Source organism: Bacteroides thetaiotaomicron VPI-5482 (assembly GCF_000011065.1).
Lineage (GTDB): Bacteria > Bacteroidota > Bacteroidia > Bacteroidales > Bacteroidaceae > Bacteroides > Bacteroides thetaiotaomicron.
This window is the reverse complement of sequence record NC_004663.1, coordinates 4,865,465-4,882,379: the sequence shown is the minus strand read 5'-3', so window position 1 is coordinate 4,882,379 and position 16,915 is coordinate 4,865,465. Positions and strand designations below refer to the sequence as shown.

Here is a 16,915-nt window from a genome sequence, read left to right as displayed (position 1 = left end):
AAGAAATGGACACTCAACAAATAGATGTTATGGTAGCCGACGCCTCACATGAGGTTTACGTTGACACTATTTTGGAAACTATCAGAAATGCTGCTGCCGTACGAGGAACCGGAATCGCAGAGCGCACACACGAATACGTAGCGACTAAAATGAAAGAGGGCAAAGCAATAATCGCGCTCTGTGGCGACACATTCGCAGGTTTCACCTATATCGAATCATGGGGAAACAAGCAATACGTAGCAACCTCCGGTCTGATTGTACATCCCGATTTTCGCGGATTAGGATTGGCAAAGCGCATCAAACAAGCATCTTTCCAACTGGCACGTCTCCGATGGCCGAAAGCTAAGATTTTCAGTCTGACATCCGGAGCCGCAGTGATGAAAATGAACACCGAACTAGGATATGTCCCTGTCACTTTCAATGAACTGACAGACGACGAAGCTTTCTGGAAAGGATGCGAAGGCTGCACCAACCACGATATACTGGCAGCTAAAAACCGTAAGTTCTGCATCTGCACAGCCATGCTGTACGATCCGACAGACCCACGGAACATAAAAAAAGAACAAGAAAGAAATAACATTTAATATATACAGCACTATGGAAGAAAAGAAGAAAAAAGTAGTGGTGGCATTCAGCGGCGGACTGGACACATCGTTCACCGTCATGTACCTCGCTAAAGAAAAAGGTTACGAAGTATATGCAGCTTGTGCCAATACGGGCGGTTTCAGCGAAGAACAGCTGAAGACAAACGAAGAAAACGCCTACAAACTGGGAGCAGTGAAATATGTAACATTGGACGTTACTCAGGAATACTACGAAAAGAGTCTGAAATATATGGTTTTCGGAAATGTGCTGCGTAATGGTACTTACCCGATCTCTGTCAGCTCGGAACGTATCTTCCAGGCATTGGCCATCGCACGTTATGCCAACGAAATCGGTGCGGATGCCATTGCCCACGGTTCTACCGGAGCAGGTAACGACCAGATTCGTTTTGACATGACTTTCCTTGTACTGGCTCCGAATGTAGAAATCATCACGCTGACCCGTGATATGGCATTAAGCCGTCAGGAAGAAATCGACTATCTGAACAAACATGGTTTCAGCGCGGACTTCACCAAACTGAAATACTCTTATAACGTAGGTTTGTGGGGTACATCCATCTGTGGTGGCGAAATCCTCGACTCCGCACAGGGATTACCGGAAACAGCCTACCTGAAACATGTGGAAAAAGAAGGCAGCGAACAACTCCGTCTCACTTTCGAAAAGGGAGAACTGAAAGCTGTCAATGACGAAACATTCGATGATCCGATCCAAGCTATCCAGAAGGTAGAAGAGATCGGTGCCGCATACGGTATCGGACGTGATATGCACGTGGGCGATACGATTATCGGCATCAAAGGCCGTGTGGGTTTCGAGGCTGCCGCTCCGATGTTGATTATCGGTGCTCACCGCTTCCTCGAAAAATACACATTGAGCAAATGGCAGCAATACTGGAAAGATCAGGTGGCCAACTGGTACGGAATGTTCCTCCACGAAAGCCAGTATCTCGAACCGGTGATGCGTGACATCGAAGCCATGCTTCAGGAAAGCCAGCGTAACGTTAACGGTACGGCAATCCTCGAGCTCCGCCCGCTTTCTTTCTCTACCGTCGGTGTAGAATCGGAAGACGACCTCGTGAAAACGAAGTTCGGCGAATATGGTGAAATGCAGAAGGGCTGGACAGCCGAAGATGCTAAGGGCTTTATTAAGGTAACTTCTACTCCGCTACGTGTTTACTACAATAACCATAAAGACGAAGAGATATGATTAAAGCAGGAATCATTGGTGGCGCAGGATATACAGCAGGCGAATTAATCCGTCTGCTGCTCAACCATCCGGAAACTGAAATCGTATTCATCAACAGCAGCAGTAATGCCGGAAACCGAATCACCGACGTACACGAAGGACTCTACGGAGAAACCGACCTGAGATTTACCGACCAGTTACCTCTGGACGCAATAGATGTACTATTCTTCTGTACCGCCCACGGTGACACGAAGAAATTCATGGAAAGCCACAACGTGCCGGAAGATTTGAAAATCATCGACCTCTCGATGGATTATCGCATCAAGAGTGACGATCATGACTTCATCTACGGTCTGCCGGAACTGAACCGTCGTGCTACCTGTACGGCGAAGCACGTAGCCAACCCCGGTTGTTTTGCTACCTGCATCCAGTTAGGTTTGCTTCCGCTAGCCAAGAATCTGATGTTGACAGGCGATGTTTCGGTCAATGCCATCACCGGAAGTACCGGTGCCGGCGTGAAGCCCGGTGCTACCAGTCATTTCAGTTGGCGTAACAATAACATCAGTATATACAAGGCCTTCGATCATCAGCACGTACCGGAAATCAAGCAATCACTGAAGCAGTTGCAGAACAGCTTCGATTCAGAGATCGACTTTATTCCTTATCGGGGAGATTTCCCGCGCGGCATCTTTGCCACTCTTGTCGTAAAAACGAAAGTTGCACTCGAAGAAATCGTTCGCATGTATGAGGAATATTATGCAAAAGACTCCTTCGTGCATATTGTAGATAAGAATATAGACTTGAAACAAGTCGTAAATACCAATAAATGTCTGATACATCTGGAGAAACATGGTGACAAATTACTGATTATCTCCTGTATCGACAACTTGCTGAAGGGTGCCAGCGGACAAGCAGTTCATAACATGAACCTGATGTTCAACCTGGAAGAAACCGTAGGATTACGGCTGAAACCTTCCGCTTTCTAAAAACAGAAGAATTATGAAATTATTCGACGTATATCCTTTATATGACATCAATATAGTCAAAGGACAAGGCTGTAAGGTATGGGATGAGAACGGTACGGAATATCTGGACCTCTACGGAGGCCATGCCGTCATCTCCATCGGACACGCGCATCCCCACTATGTGGAGATGATCAGCAATCAGGTAGCAACCCTTGGTTTCTATTCAAACTCGGTGATCAATAAGCTGCAGCAACAAGTAGCCGAACGATTGGGAAAGATTTCCGGTTATGAAGACTACTCGCTGTTTCTGATCAACAGCGGAGCCGAAGCCAATGAAAACGCGCTGAAGCTGGCTTCTTTCTATAACGGACGCACCAAAGTCATTTCTTTCAGCAAAGCCTTCCACGGACGTACATCCCTTGCAGTGGAGGCTACGAACAACCCCACCATCATTGCTCCGATCAACAACAACGGTCATGTGACCTATCTCCCTCTGAATGACATCGAAGCGATGAAGCAGGAACTGGCGAAAGGTGACGTATGCGCTGTTATCATCGAAGGAATACAAGGAGTGGGCGGTATCAAAATACCGACTACCGAATTTATGCAGGAACTTCGCAAGGTTTGTACCGAAACCGGAACGATTCTGATTCTGGACGAAATCCAGAGTGGATACGGCCGTAGCGGAAAATTCTTTGCCCATCAATACAACCATATCCAGCCAGACATCATCACCGTAGCCAAAGGCATCGGAAACGGATTCCCGATGGCAGGTGTACTGATCAGCCCGATGTTCAAGCCCGTCTACGGACAACTGGGAACTACATTCGGCGGAAATCACCTGGCCTGCTCGGCAGCTCTTGCCGTAATGGACGTCATCGAACAGGACAATCTGGTAGAAAATGCAAAAGCAGTCGGCGACTACCTGCTGGAAGAACTCAAGAAATTCCCGCAAATCAAAGAGGTGCGCGGACGCGGACTGATGATCGGACTCGAATTTGAAGAACCGATCAAGGAATTGCGCAGCCGCCTCATCTACGACGAACACGTATTTACGGGAGCCAGCGGGACGAATGTACTCCGCTTATTGCCCCCTCTCTGCCTCAGCATGGAGGAAGCGGACGAGTTCCTTGCCCGTTTCAAAAGAGTACTCTAACTGATATTTGATTAATAAACAGCGAACAAAAAAGCAGCCTCGAACAGAAAAACAGTTCTTATTCAGGCTGCTTTTTGTTTTTTCGCAATTTACCGTTACCTTTGTCTGTAAGAATACATTAAAAAAGAAGCGCATATGAAAATAGCTATTATCGGTGCAGGAAACATGGGTGGTTCTATAGCCCGCGGCCTGGCAAAAGGAAGTCTGATAGCAGACTCAGATATCATTGTATCCAACCCCAGCGCAGGCAAACTGGAGAAACTGAAAGAAGAATTTCCGGGCATTTCCACCACTCTGAGCAATACGGAAGCGGCAACGGGAGCAGATGTTGTCATTCTCGCCGTGAAGCCTTGGTTTGTGGAGTCCGTCATGCGCGAGTTGAAGCTGAAGAGCAAACAGACGCTCGTATCCGTAGCGGCAGGTATCAGTTTTGAAGAACTCGCACACTTTGTGATAGCACCGGAGATGCCGATGTTCCGCCTGATTCCGAACACTGCCATCAGCGAACTGGAAAGTATGACGCTTATCGCGGCACGCAACACGAACGATGAACAGAACCTGTTTATGCTCCGCCTGTTCAACGAAATGGGAATGGCCATGCTCATCCCCGAAGATAAGATAGCCGCCACCACGGCACTGACTTCCTGCGGCATCGCTTACGTATTGAAATACATCCAGGCAGCCATGCAGGCCGGCATCGAAATGGGCATCCGTCCCAAAGATGCGATGGAAATGGTAGCCCAGTCCGTCAAGGGAGCCGCCGCATTAATTCTGAACAATGACACCCACCCCAGCGTGGAAATCGACAAAGTGACTACTCCGGGCGGAATTACGATCAAGGGAATCAACGAACTGGAACACAACGGATTTACCTCCGCCGTCATCAAAGCGATGAAAGCATCCAAATAATACCGCAAAATTATTAATAATCAAAAAACAACCACTTGTATGAATGACCAAATTAAACAGATCGCAGAACGCCTTCGCGGATTACGTGACGTACTGGAACTAACGTCTGAAGATATCGCCCGCGACTGCGACATATCTGCCGAAGAATACCGGCTCGCAGAGACAGGACAATACGACATTTCCGTTAGTATGCTACAAAAGATAGCCCGTACCTATAACATCGCACTGGATACTTTGATGTTTGGCGAAGAGCCGAAAATGAGCAGCTACTTCGTGACCCGTGCCGGCAAAGGAGTCAGCATCGAACGTACCAGGGCTTACAAATACCAGTCACTGGCGTCGGGCTTCATGAACCGCACCGCCGATCCTTTCATCGTCACGGTCGAACCGAAGGGAGACGATGAGCCGATCCATTATAACCACCACAACGGACAGGAATTCAATCTGGTGGTTGAAGGCCGTATGCTTATCAACATCGAGGGCAAGGAAATCATCCTGAACCAAGGAGACAGTATTTATTTTAATTCAAAACTTCCACATGGCATGAAAGCGCTCGATGGCAAAACGGTACGTTTTCTGGCCGTAATTATGTAATAACGTTATGGTAGAAAGATTTTTAGCACAGACTAGCTTTGCCTCACAAGAGGATTTCATCAAGAACCTGAAAATAAACGTACCGGAGAATTTCAACTTCGGCTACGACGTAGTAGATGCCTGGGCTGCCGAACAACCCGACAAGAACGCTCTGCTCTGGACCAATGACCAAGGCGAAAGCCGTCAGTTCTCCTTCGCCGACATGAAACGCTATACGGACATGACGGCCTCTTACTTCCAGAGCCTCGGCATCGGTCGCGGAGACATGGTGATGCTGATTCTGAAGCGCCGCTATGAGTTCTGGTACAGCACCATCGCCCTGCATAAGCTGGGAGCAACGGTGATCCCCGCCACTCACCTGCTGACAAAGAAAGATATCATCTATCGCTGCAACGCTGCCGACATCAAAATGATTGTGGCTGCCGGCGAAGGAATCATACTGCAACACATCAAAGATGCTCTTCCCGAGTGTCCGAGCGTGGAAAAGCTGGTCAGTGTAGGTCCGGAAGTTCCGGAAGGATTCGAAGATTTCCATCAGGGAATCGATAACGCTGCCCCTTTCATCCGCCCGAGACATGCCAATACGAATGACGACATCTCACTGATGTACTTCACTTCCGGCACTACCGGCGAACCTAAAATGGTAGCACATGACTTTACGTATCCGTTAGGCCATATCGTTACGGGTAGTTTCTGGCACAATCTGGATGAGAACAGCCTCCACCTCACCATCGCCGATACCGGCTGGGGAAAAGCCGTATGGGGAAAACTCTACGGACAATGGATCGCCGGAGCCAACATTTTCGTCTATGACCACGAAAAGTTCACGCCCGCAGCTATTCTGGAAAAGATACAGGAGTATCAGGTGACTTCCCTTTGCGCACCTCCAACCATCTTCCGCTTTCTGATTCATGAAGACCTGACTAAATATGACTTGTCTTCACTGCGGTATTGCACCATTGCCGGAGAAGCACTGAACCCTGCCGTATTCGAAACCTTCAAGAAACTGACAGGCATCAAGCTGATGGAAGGTTTCGGACAGACGGAAACGACACTGACAGTTGCCACCATGCCTTGGATGGAACCGAAACCGGGAAGCATGGGACTGCCCAATCCGCAGTATGACGTAGACCTGATCGACAGTGAAGGTCGCTCCGTGGAAGCCGGAGAGCAAGGACAAATTGTGATCCGTACCAGCAAAGGCAAACCTCTCGGACTTTTCAAAGAGTACTATCGGGATGCGGAACGTACACACGAGGCTTGGCACGACGGCATTTACTACACAGGTGATGTAGCGTGGAAAGACGAAGACGGATACCTTTGGTTTGTAGGACGTGCAGACGACGTAATCAAGAGTTCCGGTTACCGTATCGGCCCGTTCGAAGTGGAAAGCGCTTTGATGACGCACCCTGCCGTCATAGAATGTGCCATCACCGGAGTACCCGATGAGATTCGCGGACAGGTAGTTAAAGCTACTATCGTATTGTCCAAAGACTATAAAGCACGTGCCGGAGAAGAACTGATCAAGGAATTGCAGAACCACGTCAAGAAGGTGACTGCTCCTTATAAATATCCGCGTGTGATTGAGTTCGTTGACGAACTGCCCAAGACTATCAGCGGCAAGATTCGTCGCGTGGAAATTCGCGAGAACGATGAGAAATAAGGCATAAAACCCATTTATAAAAAAGCCGGCTGCAAAGGATTGCAGCCGGCTTTTCTTTTCACTATCTGTAAGTATCGGATTCTCTAATCAATTGATAAAGCTCCAACCATCCGCTTAATCATTAGGATGATAGAAATTGTATTGTTCACTCCATGCAGGAATTCCGGTAAGCGTTATATCATTACCGTTCGGGCTATTATCCTTCAATACATTTCCTTTTCCTTCATCACACTTCCAATACCCAATCAAACCATCCGAATCTCCGGATATCTGGCGTGACATTCCTTCCTGAATAGCGTTCTCTGTCAGGCATTTGCTCCAAAGACGAATCTGAGCTAATTCTACCTGCATATTCCAGCCGAAACTCTGTGCTAAAGAAATATTATTGAATGTAAAGTCTCTTGAATCGGCTTTACTATTATTCAATGTACCATCTTTATAGAGGGAAATAGTAGATCCGTCATAAGTATAAGCAATGTGATACCATATATCCGGATACCAAAATTCCTCACTATCAAAATAGTTTCCATCCAACTGACACTGCAAACATGGCGCAATCTTTTTTGCTCCATCCGCCCAATAACGCAATAAAACGCCATTGAAAGAAATAGGAGCCGAATTGTCTGCGAAAATTAATCGTCTGAAAGCAATATTGGCAGGACCCACCCAATCTCCTGTCGGTCTGCCCGTTGTATTATCGAACTTGATCCAATACTCTATAGTCCACTGAGTAACAGGTATTTCGTTTTTAAAGTTCAGACTGGTTTTATTTGCTGATTTCAAAACCACCGCTTTCTGTTTATTAGGGGAAGTAAGCAGATAAAGAATATGGTTTGCGTTACCAACAAGTCCTATCGGTCCGGCTACGGAAGTGATCCGTACCGGAATCGCATAAGCCTCGTTATTGGGGGTGGTAAACGGCTTTATAGTAAGATTAATGACTGGTGCAGACACTTCACCTGCGGGAATCGTAACTGTGCGTTCAAAACTTCTGAATTCTTCCGGCAAAAGTTCGTAAGACGCTTCATGCTGTTGATTATACTCATCAATGAGTTGCTGATCAATATCCAGTGTTACAGTTACATCTTGATCAATAGCACGAACCAAACGGACGGTCAATGTTTTTATCACATCTCCCTCGTCCACCAATTGTGCCTCTATCTGCTGACTAAACGTATTAGAAGGAGCCGCTTCCGCAATATATACTCCATTATCGATAGTTGACAGTTTTGCATCGTTGCATCCGGTGACAACAGCCAAAGCTGCCCCCAGCACAACATATCTTGAAAATTTAATCATCTTCATAATTATCCTTTTTTAGTTATGTTCTTGCAATTAATGATTAGCGGGATTCAGAACCTGAATAACCTCACGCATAAAGAAATAGTCATTCACCGGACGACAAAGATTAAAACGGTAGGCACCCACTCCGCCAATGCGGGCATCTACTCCCGGACGATAGTACATCGCCATTCCCTTCAATGAATAAGTCACAATACCATCACGAGTTGTAAATTCCGGTCCGCCATCCCCTTTATGCTTTTCAAAGTCCTCACACCAAACTGTTTTACTAAGAATCGTAGCTTCATCCTCTATCGAACCGAATTTATTTAATAATCTGTCAAAACGACCATCCAAAGCATCACTATATCCCTCATCCGACCTACAGTAATAGGCTTGAACCACATAATAATCTAATAAAGGGCCCGACTCCTTGTTCAGTGTCTGCGGTTCTCCGTCGACCATCAATATACGTCCAGTTCCCGATTTCGGTCCGAATTCTTTCGATAATTCATCCAAAAAAATATGCATACGGTCCGAATTTCCACTCAGATTTCCGGAATAGCCAAAATTCGGTTCAAAGTCGATATCGAATCCATCATAGTTATACTTATTGATTGAATCAATAATCACCCGCGCATATTTACGGATAGCTTTTTCTTGTCCTTCTTCCGAAGTGTCACCATAATTGCCATACCACCCCCAATAAGCAGCCATCGCTTCATCCTTAGAGTTGTACTGTACGCCATCCACGATGAAATCATTCTCAACAGAAGCAGGCGTATGACTTCTGCCTATATCTGTGATATGCTGACAATACAAAACTCTGAGACCTTTCTTCTCTCTCACTTCCTTAAGGTCACTTTTTTGTGCTTCAGTCAGGTTGAAAGCCCCTCCCCAAAGAGAGACGATATCCATTGAATCGGGAATACCTCTCAACTGGTTGTTCATATTCGTTCCGGTTCCGGTCCATTCACTGTACCAGCCGAAAACAATCGGATGATCGGATTTCTTATACTCTCTCAGTGCCTTATAATAGTCTTCACCATTGATATTCACCGGTTCGGTGAACTTCGGTTCCATTTCAGTCCAGTCGCTGCACTGTATAAACATCAGTGCACCCATTACTCCAAATATGATATATAATAATTTCTTCATATTGTTATTCCTAATTTAAGCTATTAATAAGTACCATTTTCTTTCATTGCCCACCAAAGATCAGTTCCATTAGAATCTTTTCCATTGCTAAGCATACTGACGGCCGCTTCCACATTCGCCTTATTGTTATTGTATTCACTTCGTGTAAAACGAAGACGGCGTTGTCCGCGCCCCGTATTACAATCGGCATTCATAGATTCAGTTGCCGGGAAGATTCTAGGATAGCCTGTCCGACGGAAATCTGCCCATCCGTTCATCGGGTCGGGATAACAGGCAATCCATTTCTGGGTAAGTACTCTTTCCAGTTTCTTCGCGTCATCAGCTCCATCCTCCCACTTGATCGTAATGGACGACTGGTTCGTATAATTGTTTCCGGTATGTCCGGCAATTAAATTATCCACATAATTTCCCGGTATAGATGTAGCGTCAGCCAAATAATCATCGGCACCCGATACCCCAAATTCCTCAAAAGACAATCGAACTCCCTTTTCATAGAAAGTCTTGGCATCTCCACCCATATTCCAGCCTTTCAGTGCTCCTTCCGCACGCAGGAAAGCAGCTTCGGCAGCGTACATTACCGGTTGTGGCAATGTTTTGTCGGTAGCGATAAAGAGTTTGCTATAGTTGGCGTATACCGTAGGTTCAGGTATTTCTGCCGAACCCGAACGGACACCTACATACCCACCGGCAGCAGTCTGAGTCTGCGGAGTAAAATAAGCAGGACGGCGAGGATCGTTATATCCGTTCATGTACGACACGAGGCAGGCATTGGCTCTTACTTCGGGCCATCCGCTGACAATAGCATATCCATTTTCATTGATTCCGCCATTAGTCGTATCATAAGAACTGTCGCCCACACTTTCCATCACACCTCCAAGTACAGCTTCCTGAGCCTTGGTCTGAGCATATTCCGGTTCTACTCCCGAGATGCGGATAGCCATCCGAAGTTTCAGCGTATTGGCAAACTTCAGCCACTTCGAGCAGTCACCTTTATAGAACTGGTCTACCACAGCCAAATCTTGATTTACGCCGAACGTTGCCGCCGACTTCAGAATGGTGATCGCATTATCCAGATCGTCAAACATGGCATGCCATACAGTCTGCTCATTATCATAAGGGGCTTCCGTTTCGCCGGCCTTCATCTGTGTGTAAGGAATGGGACCTTGCAAAGATGCGAGCAACTGCATACCATAAACACGGGTTAACTGAGCCATGGCATAAATGACACCTTTCTTTTCCGTAGAGTTCTCGACCAGAAAGAAAGAAGGATAGATATAGCCGTAGAGTCTTCCCCATGAACTGTCATTGTGCCCTTCGGACGCATTATAATAAGCAAAGATATTCTTTCCAAAGCTCCAGTTAGCTGTCGCAGTCACTTGACCGCTAAAGCTGGCCCACATACAATTAATCTCCTGACAAGCATTCTGTTGCGGACAAGCATACACGTTAAACATCGTAGACAGTAAGTTACTTGCCGGTACTTTTGAAGGCTGATAAGGGTTGGTATTAAAATCTTCAAAGTTAGTAGTACACCCCGCCATCATACATACGACTGCGCTTGCTCCGATATATTTTATTATCTTGTTCATACCTATTTATTATTTAAAACTGAAATTTAACATTGAATCCGAAATTTCTTGTACTCGGAAGCATATAGGCATCAAATCCCTGATAGAAGTTAGATGCAGCTGAAGTGGTCAGTTCCGGATCGAAAGGAGCCTTGCAATAAATCATCCATAAATTCTTTCCTACCAGCCCAACAGTCATTCCGACCTTATTGTCAAACCATTTTTTAGGCAATGTATAGCTAAGTGAAAGTTCGCCGAGTCGTACATTGGTAGCGCTATACGTGTAGTAAGCCGCAGTTCCCTGAATGGTCTGATAGTAAGTCTGTGCAGAGACTTTGCTCTGATTAATCTGCACGCCTCCTGCGTCACGTACGTCCGCGCTGACTTTGGAAACACCGGCAGCGTCAAGTACGGACTGCGTCTCACTGATAACAATACCTCCGAAACGTCCGGTGAAAGTCATGCCAAGATTAACTCCCTTATAACCGAATCCTAAACTCCAGCCCATATTCATCTTAGGCAGAATAGAACCTAAGTAGGTTTCTTTGTTCTCCATAGCCAGTCCGACACCTTCTTCATTAAGAATGTAGCCATTCAAGTCACGTTTGAGCAAGCGTTGTCCGTATACGTCTCCCATTGATCCTCCGACACGCAAAATCAGGCGGGCATCCGTATGTCCATAAGTAAGCGGAGACAGTTCCGGCATCTGGATAGGTTGTCCGGTGGCATAGTTGTACACACCGTCAGCCAACCGTTTTACCCGGTTCTTATTCCATGTCAATGTATAGTTCGTATTGAAAGAGGAAATCTTTCCACTGCTTGTTATAACCCAATGACATTTCCAGACCTTCGTTCATGATGTTTCCACTTTGGATAGGAATATTAGAATATCCCGAAGAAAGCGACAAGTCCGCATAGAATGTCTGATTATAAGTATTGGAACGATAATAAGTCAAGTTAAGACTGATGTCATTGAGGATACGTGCGTCCAAACCTACTTCCCATGACTTGGTACGTTCCGGTTTCAGTTTCGTGTTCGGATAAGAAGAGGTACTGGTCCAGCTCTGTGTCTGTTCATCGTAAGGGTAAGTAACGGTAGTCATGAAGCGGCCGTAAGAGTTACCTACCTCAGTGTACGAACCGCGAACTTTCAGGTATGTCAGCCAATCAGGAGCATTAAACATACTCGTCAGAATGGCGGAAAGTCCTATTGACGGGTAGAAGAAAGACTTGTAATCGGAGAAAGCCAGTCTTGAATCCCAGTCGTTACGTCCGGTAGCAGTCAGATAGATCATCGATTTCCAACCAATTTCCGCATTGGCAAAGATAGCGCGTGTCTGATCATGCCAGCCGGACTGTTTTGCTTTCCATGCTTTATTGAAATCGATATTGTGGACGGCAAAGAAATTGATAAGTTTCAATCCGCCTTCATATCCGATCATTTCATAACGGCTGTCACTCAGTGACACACCAAGGTTGACATTGACCGACCAGTCGTTAAAACTCTTATTCAGTGTAGCAATCGCATCCGCATACGTGTTCTTTGATTGTGTAGAGGTGTCACTGTACGTTCCACGGTCACCCGACACCAGTGTGCCGGTAGAAGCGTATGCCTTATAAGTACTACGATTATCATAATTATCTATTTTCACACGTCCTACCACATCCAGCCAGTCGAACAACTGATATTTGAGGGAAGCGTTGATCATATAACGGGTCTTCTTATTCTCCCGCAACTGGCGATTCTGTATCCAGTAGGGGTTGGCAAGACCACTTGAAGTACCGCCGTAAGGCCAGTATTGCTCCATCAGGTCCATACCGGAATTATAACGTTCGAACATACGTACATCATCGAAATTCTCACTACGAGGGAAACGGTAAAGTCCCGGCAGAGGATTATAGTAATAACCCTGCGACATCATATTCTTGTCATTCTGAAGAATATAACTGGCACCGGCATCGAGTGTCATCTTGTCTTTCAGGAAACTGGTCGTGTTACGGACAGTGAAATTATAGCGGTTGTATCCACTGTTGGGCAATATATTGGTGGTGTTGGTAGTAGAAGCCGACAAATACGCCTGATTCTTCTTGTTACCGGTTGACAAAGCAAATGAGTTAATGACATTCGCTCCGGTCTGGAAGAAGTCACGCGGATCGTAGTCACTGTTTACAATCGGTCCCCAGCTATCCAGGCTGTTGGGCAGGTTACCATATTTGCTCTGCATCTCAGGCATCATTGACACCTTCGAGAAAGTAGTATTATTGGAGACCGTGACAGAAGTCTTGTCCGCAGACCCCTTCTTGGTGGTTATCAGCACAACACCGGCAGCGGCAGCATTACCATACAGAGCTGCGGCAGAAGGTCCGGTCAGCATAGAGATAGATTCGATGTCTTCCGGGTTAATGTCGGCAGCGCCATCCGTACCCTGCTGGTCATAGATACCACCGCCACCTCCATTCATCATGTTATACATCGGTACACCGTCGATCACATAAAGCGCCAGATTGGAAGAAGTGATAGATTTGACACCACGCATCACGACACGCGAAGCACCTCCCGTGGTATTGGACGAATTAATATTAACACCGGCCACCTTACCATTCAGAGAAGAGATGAAGTTCGCATCTTTCACAGTAGTCAGTTCATCACCGCTCAGCTGCTGCACGTTGTATGACAATGCCTTCTCCGAGCGTTTGATACCCAATGCCGTCACTACCACCTCATTCAGTTCCTGCGTCGCATCCTCTAGCACCACATTGGCAACATTTCCTTTTACGGGTACTTCTTTTGACTGATAACCTACATAGGAAAATACAAGAACAGGATTCGCCGATAAAGTGGAAAGCTTATAGTTTCCATCCATATCGGTGATGGTTCCCTCACCGGAACTCTTCTCCCGGATAGAGACACCAATCAACGGCTCTCCATTCTTATCTTTTACCGTGCCGGCAATAAGTCTTTCTTTTCTCTGCTGTGCAACGTCTTTTTCTTTTGCAGCCAGTACTATTTTATTATCCAAGACTTTATATTCGATGCCCACACCTTTAAAGACTTGCTCCAGAACCTGGAATATATTCTTATTAGACACTGACACCGACACCTTGCGTTTCAAATCGAGATTCTTACTGTTTACAAAAAAGCCGAATCCGGACTCAAGTTCGATTTTGTGAAGCACTTCCTCTATGGTACAATCGTTTGCCTTCAATGTGATGGAAGTCTTTTGCGCATATCCATCGGACGCATATGCCAGTCCGAATGAGCAGACAATGAGTATAAATAGTAACTTCATAGATAGTGATATTTTCCTTGAAGACCGCCTAAGAAGGTTTAATCCTCCAAGAAATTGGACGATACAATAATTTTGCATAAATTTGTAACGAGTTTAATTAAAAAACTAGTAGTTATACTTGTCGGGAAACAAGTAGATTCACGATTACTGGGCTCAATACGGGAAGATACGACCAATATCATCCCGTATCTTTTTTAGTTTCAAGGGTCTTTGTTTTTCATGGCAATAAGCTTTTTTGAAATAAGGTTATTAATAACACTAAATAAAAATTTCTATCTTCATCTTCTCTTTACTTCCTTGTACACTGTTCAGATAACGCCAGCGTATTTTCGAAGAAGCTTCTATATAATTCAGTATCTGCTCCAGGCTCCTGCTCGTGAATGTCCCGGAGAACAGGTCATCATCGGGCACATTGCGTCGAACGATAAATTCCACATCATATCTGTCTGCCAAAATCTCCAGAGCATCCTGCAAAGATGTCTGCTTAAAGACGATAATACCATCCTTCCATGCCAGTTCTCCCTCACCGGAAGTAGTATAGAGCTCCGTTTTTCCACTCTGCGAATAATAGATCAGCTTCTGACCGGGTGCCATAGTAATGTACTGAGGCTTCTGTGCGGTATTATTAAATTCGAAATGCACTTTCCCTTCTATCAGAGTGGTAGTAATCTCTTCGGAATCCCTATACGCCTTTACATTGAACTTTGTGCCCAACACTTTAATCGCAGACTGATGGGCTGTGGAAACAATGAACTGTTTCTCCGGGTCTTTCTGAACTTCGAAATAGGCCTCCCCGTCCAGTTCCACTTTACGGGTACGGGAAGCGAACTGACTGGGAAAAGTCAGCGTACTTTTTCCGTTTACCCATACCATTGTTCCGTCAGCAAGCGTCACTTGCGTACGTTGTCCGGCAGGCACATATACGGTCTGCATTTCTACATTTTCCTTTTGCAGAGTTTGTATCAGTATATAACTTAATCCGAAAGCCAAAACAAATATAACCGCAATCCGCATCGCCTTCATCGTAAAAGTGCGTAGTGAAAGCAGCTTGTCACGCCCCGTTTTCAACTCATCCGCATCCTGCCAAACAAGTGCATCATAACTTTTGCGGAGTGACATAAATTCTTTGAGATTAGCGGCATCGGCATCAATCCATGCTGCAACTTCTTCTTTCTCCCTTTGAGAGGCTTTTCCGGATATATATTTTAAAAGTAAATTCTGATTCATATTATAAGTTGAGTTACTTTATAAGTAATAAACAGGAGTATATTTGCTCCCCCTTTCATATAGAATACCACTCACTAAAAATAATCCCTAGTGAGAAATACAACTTTTTTTGCTGTTATTAAAAAAAGAGGAGAAAAAGATATTTTCAAGATCATCAAATAAAAAATATCAGGAAAGGAGCATACTCTTTCAGATTATCACGCAGCAGCTTCACAGCTTTGCTTATATGATACTCCACTCCTTTGACACTGATACCCAATTCTTCAGCTATTTCTTTATGAGATTTTCCATCCAGACGATCGGATATAAATGCAATGCGCGTCTTTTCCGGCATACCAGCCAACAATGTTTTCACCTTTGAGCGTAATTCTTCGGACATAACTTCCTTCGGATCACAGGCTTCCAAGGTTGAAATACGGATTTCCAATTCCCGTTGTCCCTTATCTGTCAGGTTTTGGTAGACGTTTTCCTGAACCTGCAAATGTTTCAGGTAATTGAGTGACTTGCTACGTATATAAGTGATTAATACAGCTTCGATACTCGGAATTTCCTGTTTTTTACTTAATTCCCACAAATAAATGATTGCTTCCGATACAATATCTTCAGCTACCAAATCATTATGGACGTATGATAAGGTAAACAGGAATGCTCTCCTATAATAGGTAGTATATATCGAATTAAAATTAATTGCAGTCATTTCGATCTATATTAATGGCGCTTATGCGTATAGTTTAAGTATATCCAAAGGTCTTTAATGATTGCAAAGAAATATATTTTAATTGAATAAAAGAACTTTTTGAAGAGAAAATGGGACATAAGCCGGTAAATCATCAGAAGGCTGACGACTAGCATATAGCTTTCACTCCTTTCTCTCCACTTTTTTCCAATGCTAAAAACTGACCAATTTATGCTAAAATCAGATCATTGCATCATTTCTATACTATTATGACTCAAAATTGCTCTAATCTATAAATCCAACTTCCTATATTTGCAGCCATAACAATTAAAACACAAAAAGAATATGATTACAAGTAGAAAGGTTTCTCAGGTCAATGTTTTTGCTGGTAGTCCCTGGGAAGTAGCCAGCGTAAAGAGTTTATTGAAAGCAGCGTATATCGAGGCATCAATGAAAGACAATGGATTGAACAGTATACTCATTTCTGTTCCATGCGAATATTATACAGCAGCAATGCGTGTGATTAATAAAAGAAAAGTTTCATAGGTTTTAGGTTAAACATATAAGATTAAAGCCGGGTACGATGGGAGATCGCACTCGGCTTTTCAGTCTTTGTATGATTCTTTTAAAACGAAGTAACCTT

General features: G+C 44.9%; 13 protein-coding genes and 1 pseudogene. 8 read left to right on the top strand and 6 right to left on the bottom strand.

The annotated features are described in order from the left end of the window. Positions 1 to 5 precede the first annotated feature (5 nt). The 7 genes from BT_RS18965 (at position 6) to BT_RS18935 (ending at position 7,072) form a co-directional block, all read left to right on the top strand. Positions 6 to 584: a GNAT family N-acetyltransferase gene (locus BT_RS18965; protein WP_011108960.1), complete on the top strand. Its 579-nt coding sequence runs from the start codon at positions 6 to 8 to the stop codon at positions 582 to 584. Positions 585 to 597: 13 nt separating this feature from the next. Continuing rightward, positions 598 to 1,806, top strand: coding sequence for an argininosuccinate synthase (locus BT_RS18960; protein WP_008762697.1), 1,209 nt, complete (start codon positions 598 to 600; stop codon positions 1,804 to 1,806). Next, positions 1,803 to 2,771 (top strand): N-acetyl-gamma-glutamyl-phosphate reductase, encoded by a 969-nt coding sequence (gene argC / locus BT_RS18955; protein ID WP_008762696.1) that lies wholly within the window; start codon positions 1,803 to 1,805, stop codon positions 2,769 to 2,771. The genes BT_RS18960 and argC overlap by 4 nt, the downstream gene beginning before the upstream one ends. A gap of 13 nt (positions 2,772 to 2,784) precedes the next feature. Further along, positions 2,785 to 3,906, top strand: a complete 1,122-nt coding sequence (locus tag BT_RS18950) for an aspartate aminotransferase family protein (protein ID WP_008762695.1) — start codon at positions 2,785 to 2,787, stop codon at positions 3,904 to 3,906. 135 nt (positions 3,907 to 4,041) lie between these two features. Beyond that, positions 4,042 to 4,815: a pyrroline-5-carboxylate reductase gene (gene proC / locus BT_RS18945; RefSeq protein WP_008762694.1), complete on the top strand. Its 774-nt coding sequence runs from the start codon at positions 4,042 to 4,044 to the stop codon at positions 4,813 to 4,815. Positions 4,816 to 4,854: 39 nt separating this feature from the next. Next, on the top strand, positions 4,855 to 5,409 hold the full coding sequence (locus BT_RS18940; protein WP_008766965.1) for a helix-turn-helix domain-containing protein: 555 nt from the start codon (positions 4,855 to 4,857) through the stop codon (positions 5,407 to 5,409). A 7-nt stretch (positions 5,410 to 5,416) separates the two neighbouring features. Further along, on the top strand, positions 5,417 to 7,072 hold the full coding sequence (locus BT_RS18935; protein ID WP_008762692.1) for an AMP-binding protein: 1,656 nt from the start codon (positions 5,417 to 5,419) through the stop codon (positions 7,070 to 7,072). 114 nt (positions 7,073 to 7,186) lie between these two features. On the opposite strand, the gene BT_RS18930 is transcribed toward BT_RS18935, so the two are convergent. From BT_RS18930 to BT_RS18905, 6 genes and pseudogenes are all read right to left on the bottom strand, one after another. Next, entirely contained in the window at positions 7,187 to 8,377 is a 1,191-nt protein-coding gene (locus BT_RS18930; RefSeq protein WP_008762691.1) for a BT_3987 domain-containing protein, read from the bottom strand. A 30-nt stretch (positions 8,378 to 8,407) separates the two neighbouring features. Further along, the gene (locus tag BT_RS18925; protein WP_008762690.1) at positions 8,408 to 9,511 is read right to left on the bottom strand and encodes a glycoside hydrolase family 18; all 1,104 of its coding nucleotides are present in this window, start codon (positions 9,509 to 9,511) and stop codon (positions 8,408 to 8,410) included. A 23-nt stretch (positions 9,512 to 9,534) separates the two neighbouring features. Next, a complete protein-coding gene (locus tag BT_RS18920; RefSeq protein ID WP_008766966.1) occupies positions 9,535 to 11,100 on the bottom strand; it encodes a SusD/RagB family nutrient-binding outer membrane lipoprotein in 1,566 nt (521 codons plus the stop codon). A 13-nt stretch (positions 11,101 to 11,113) separates the two neighbouring features. Beyond that, positions 11,114 to 14,447: pseudogene (locus tag BT_RS18915) on the bottom strand (SusC/RagA family TonB-linked outer membrane protein). Between the two features lie 180 nt (positions 14,448 to 14,627). Continuing rightward, on the bottom strand, positions 14,628 to 15,596 hold the full coding sequence (locus BT_RS18910; protein WP_011108957.1) for a FecR family protein: 969 nt from the start codon (positions 15,594 to 15,596) through the stop codon (positions 14,628 to 14,630). 154 nt (positions 15,597 to 15,750) lie between these two features. After that, positions 15,751 to 16,293 (bottom strand): RNA polymerase sigma-70 factor, encoded by a 543-nt coding sequence (locus BT_RS18905; protein ID WP_008762686.1) that lies wholly within the window; start codon positions 16,291 to 16,293, stop codon positions 15,751 to 15,753. A gap of 324 nt (positions 16,294 to 16,617) precedes the next feature. Between BT_RS18905 and BT_RS18900 the strand changes: the two genes are divergently transcribed. After that, positions 16,618 to 16,818, top strand: coding sequence for a DUF2007-related protein (locus tag BT_RS18900; protein ID WP_008762685.1), 201 nt, complete (start codon positions 16,618 to 16,620; stop codon positions 16,816 to 16,818). The last annotated feature ends 97 nt before the right edge of the window (positions 16,819 to 16,915 follow it).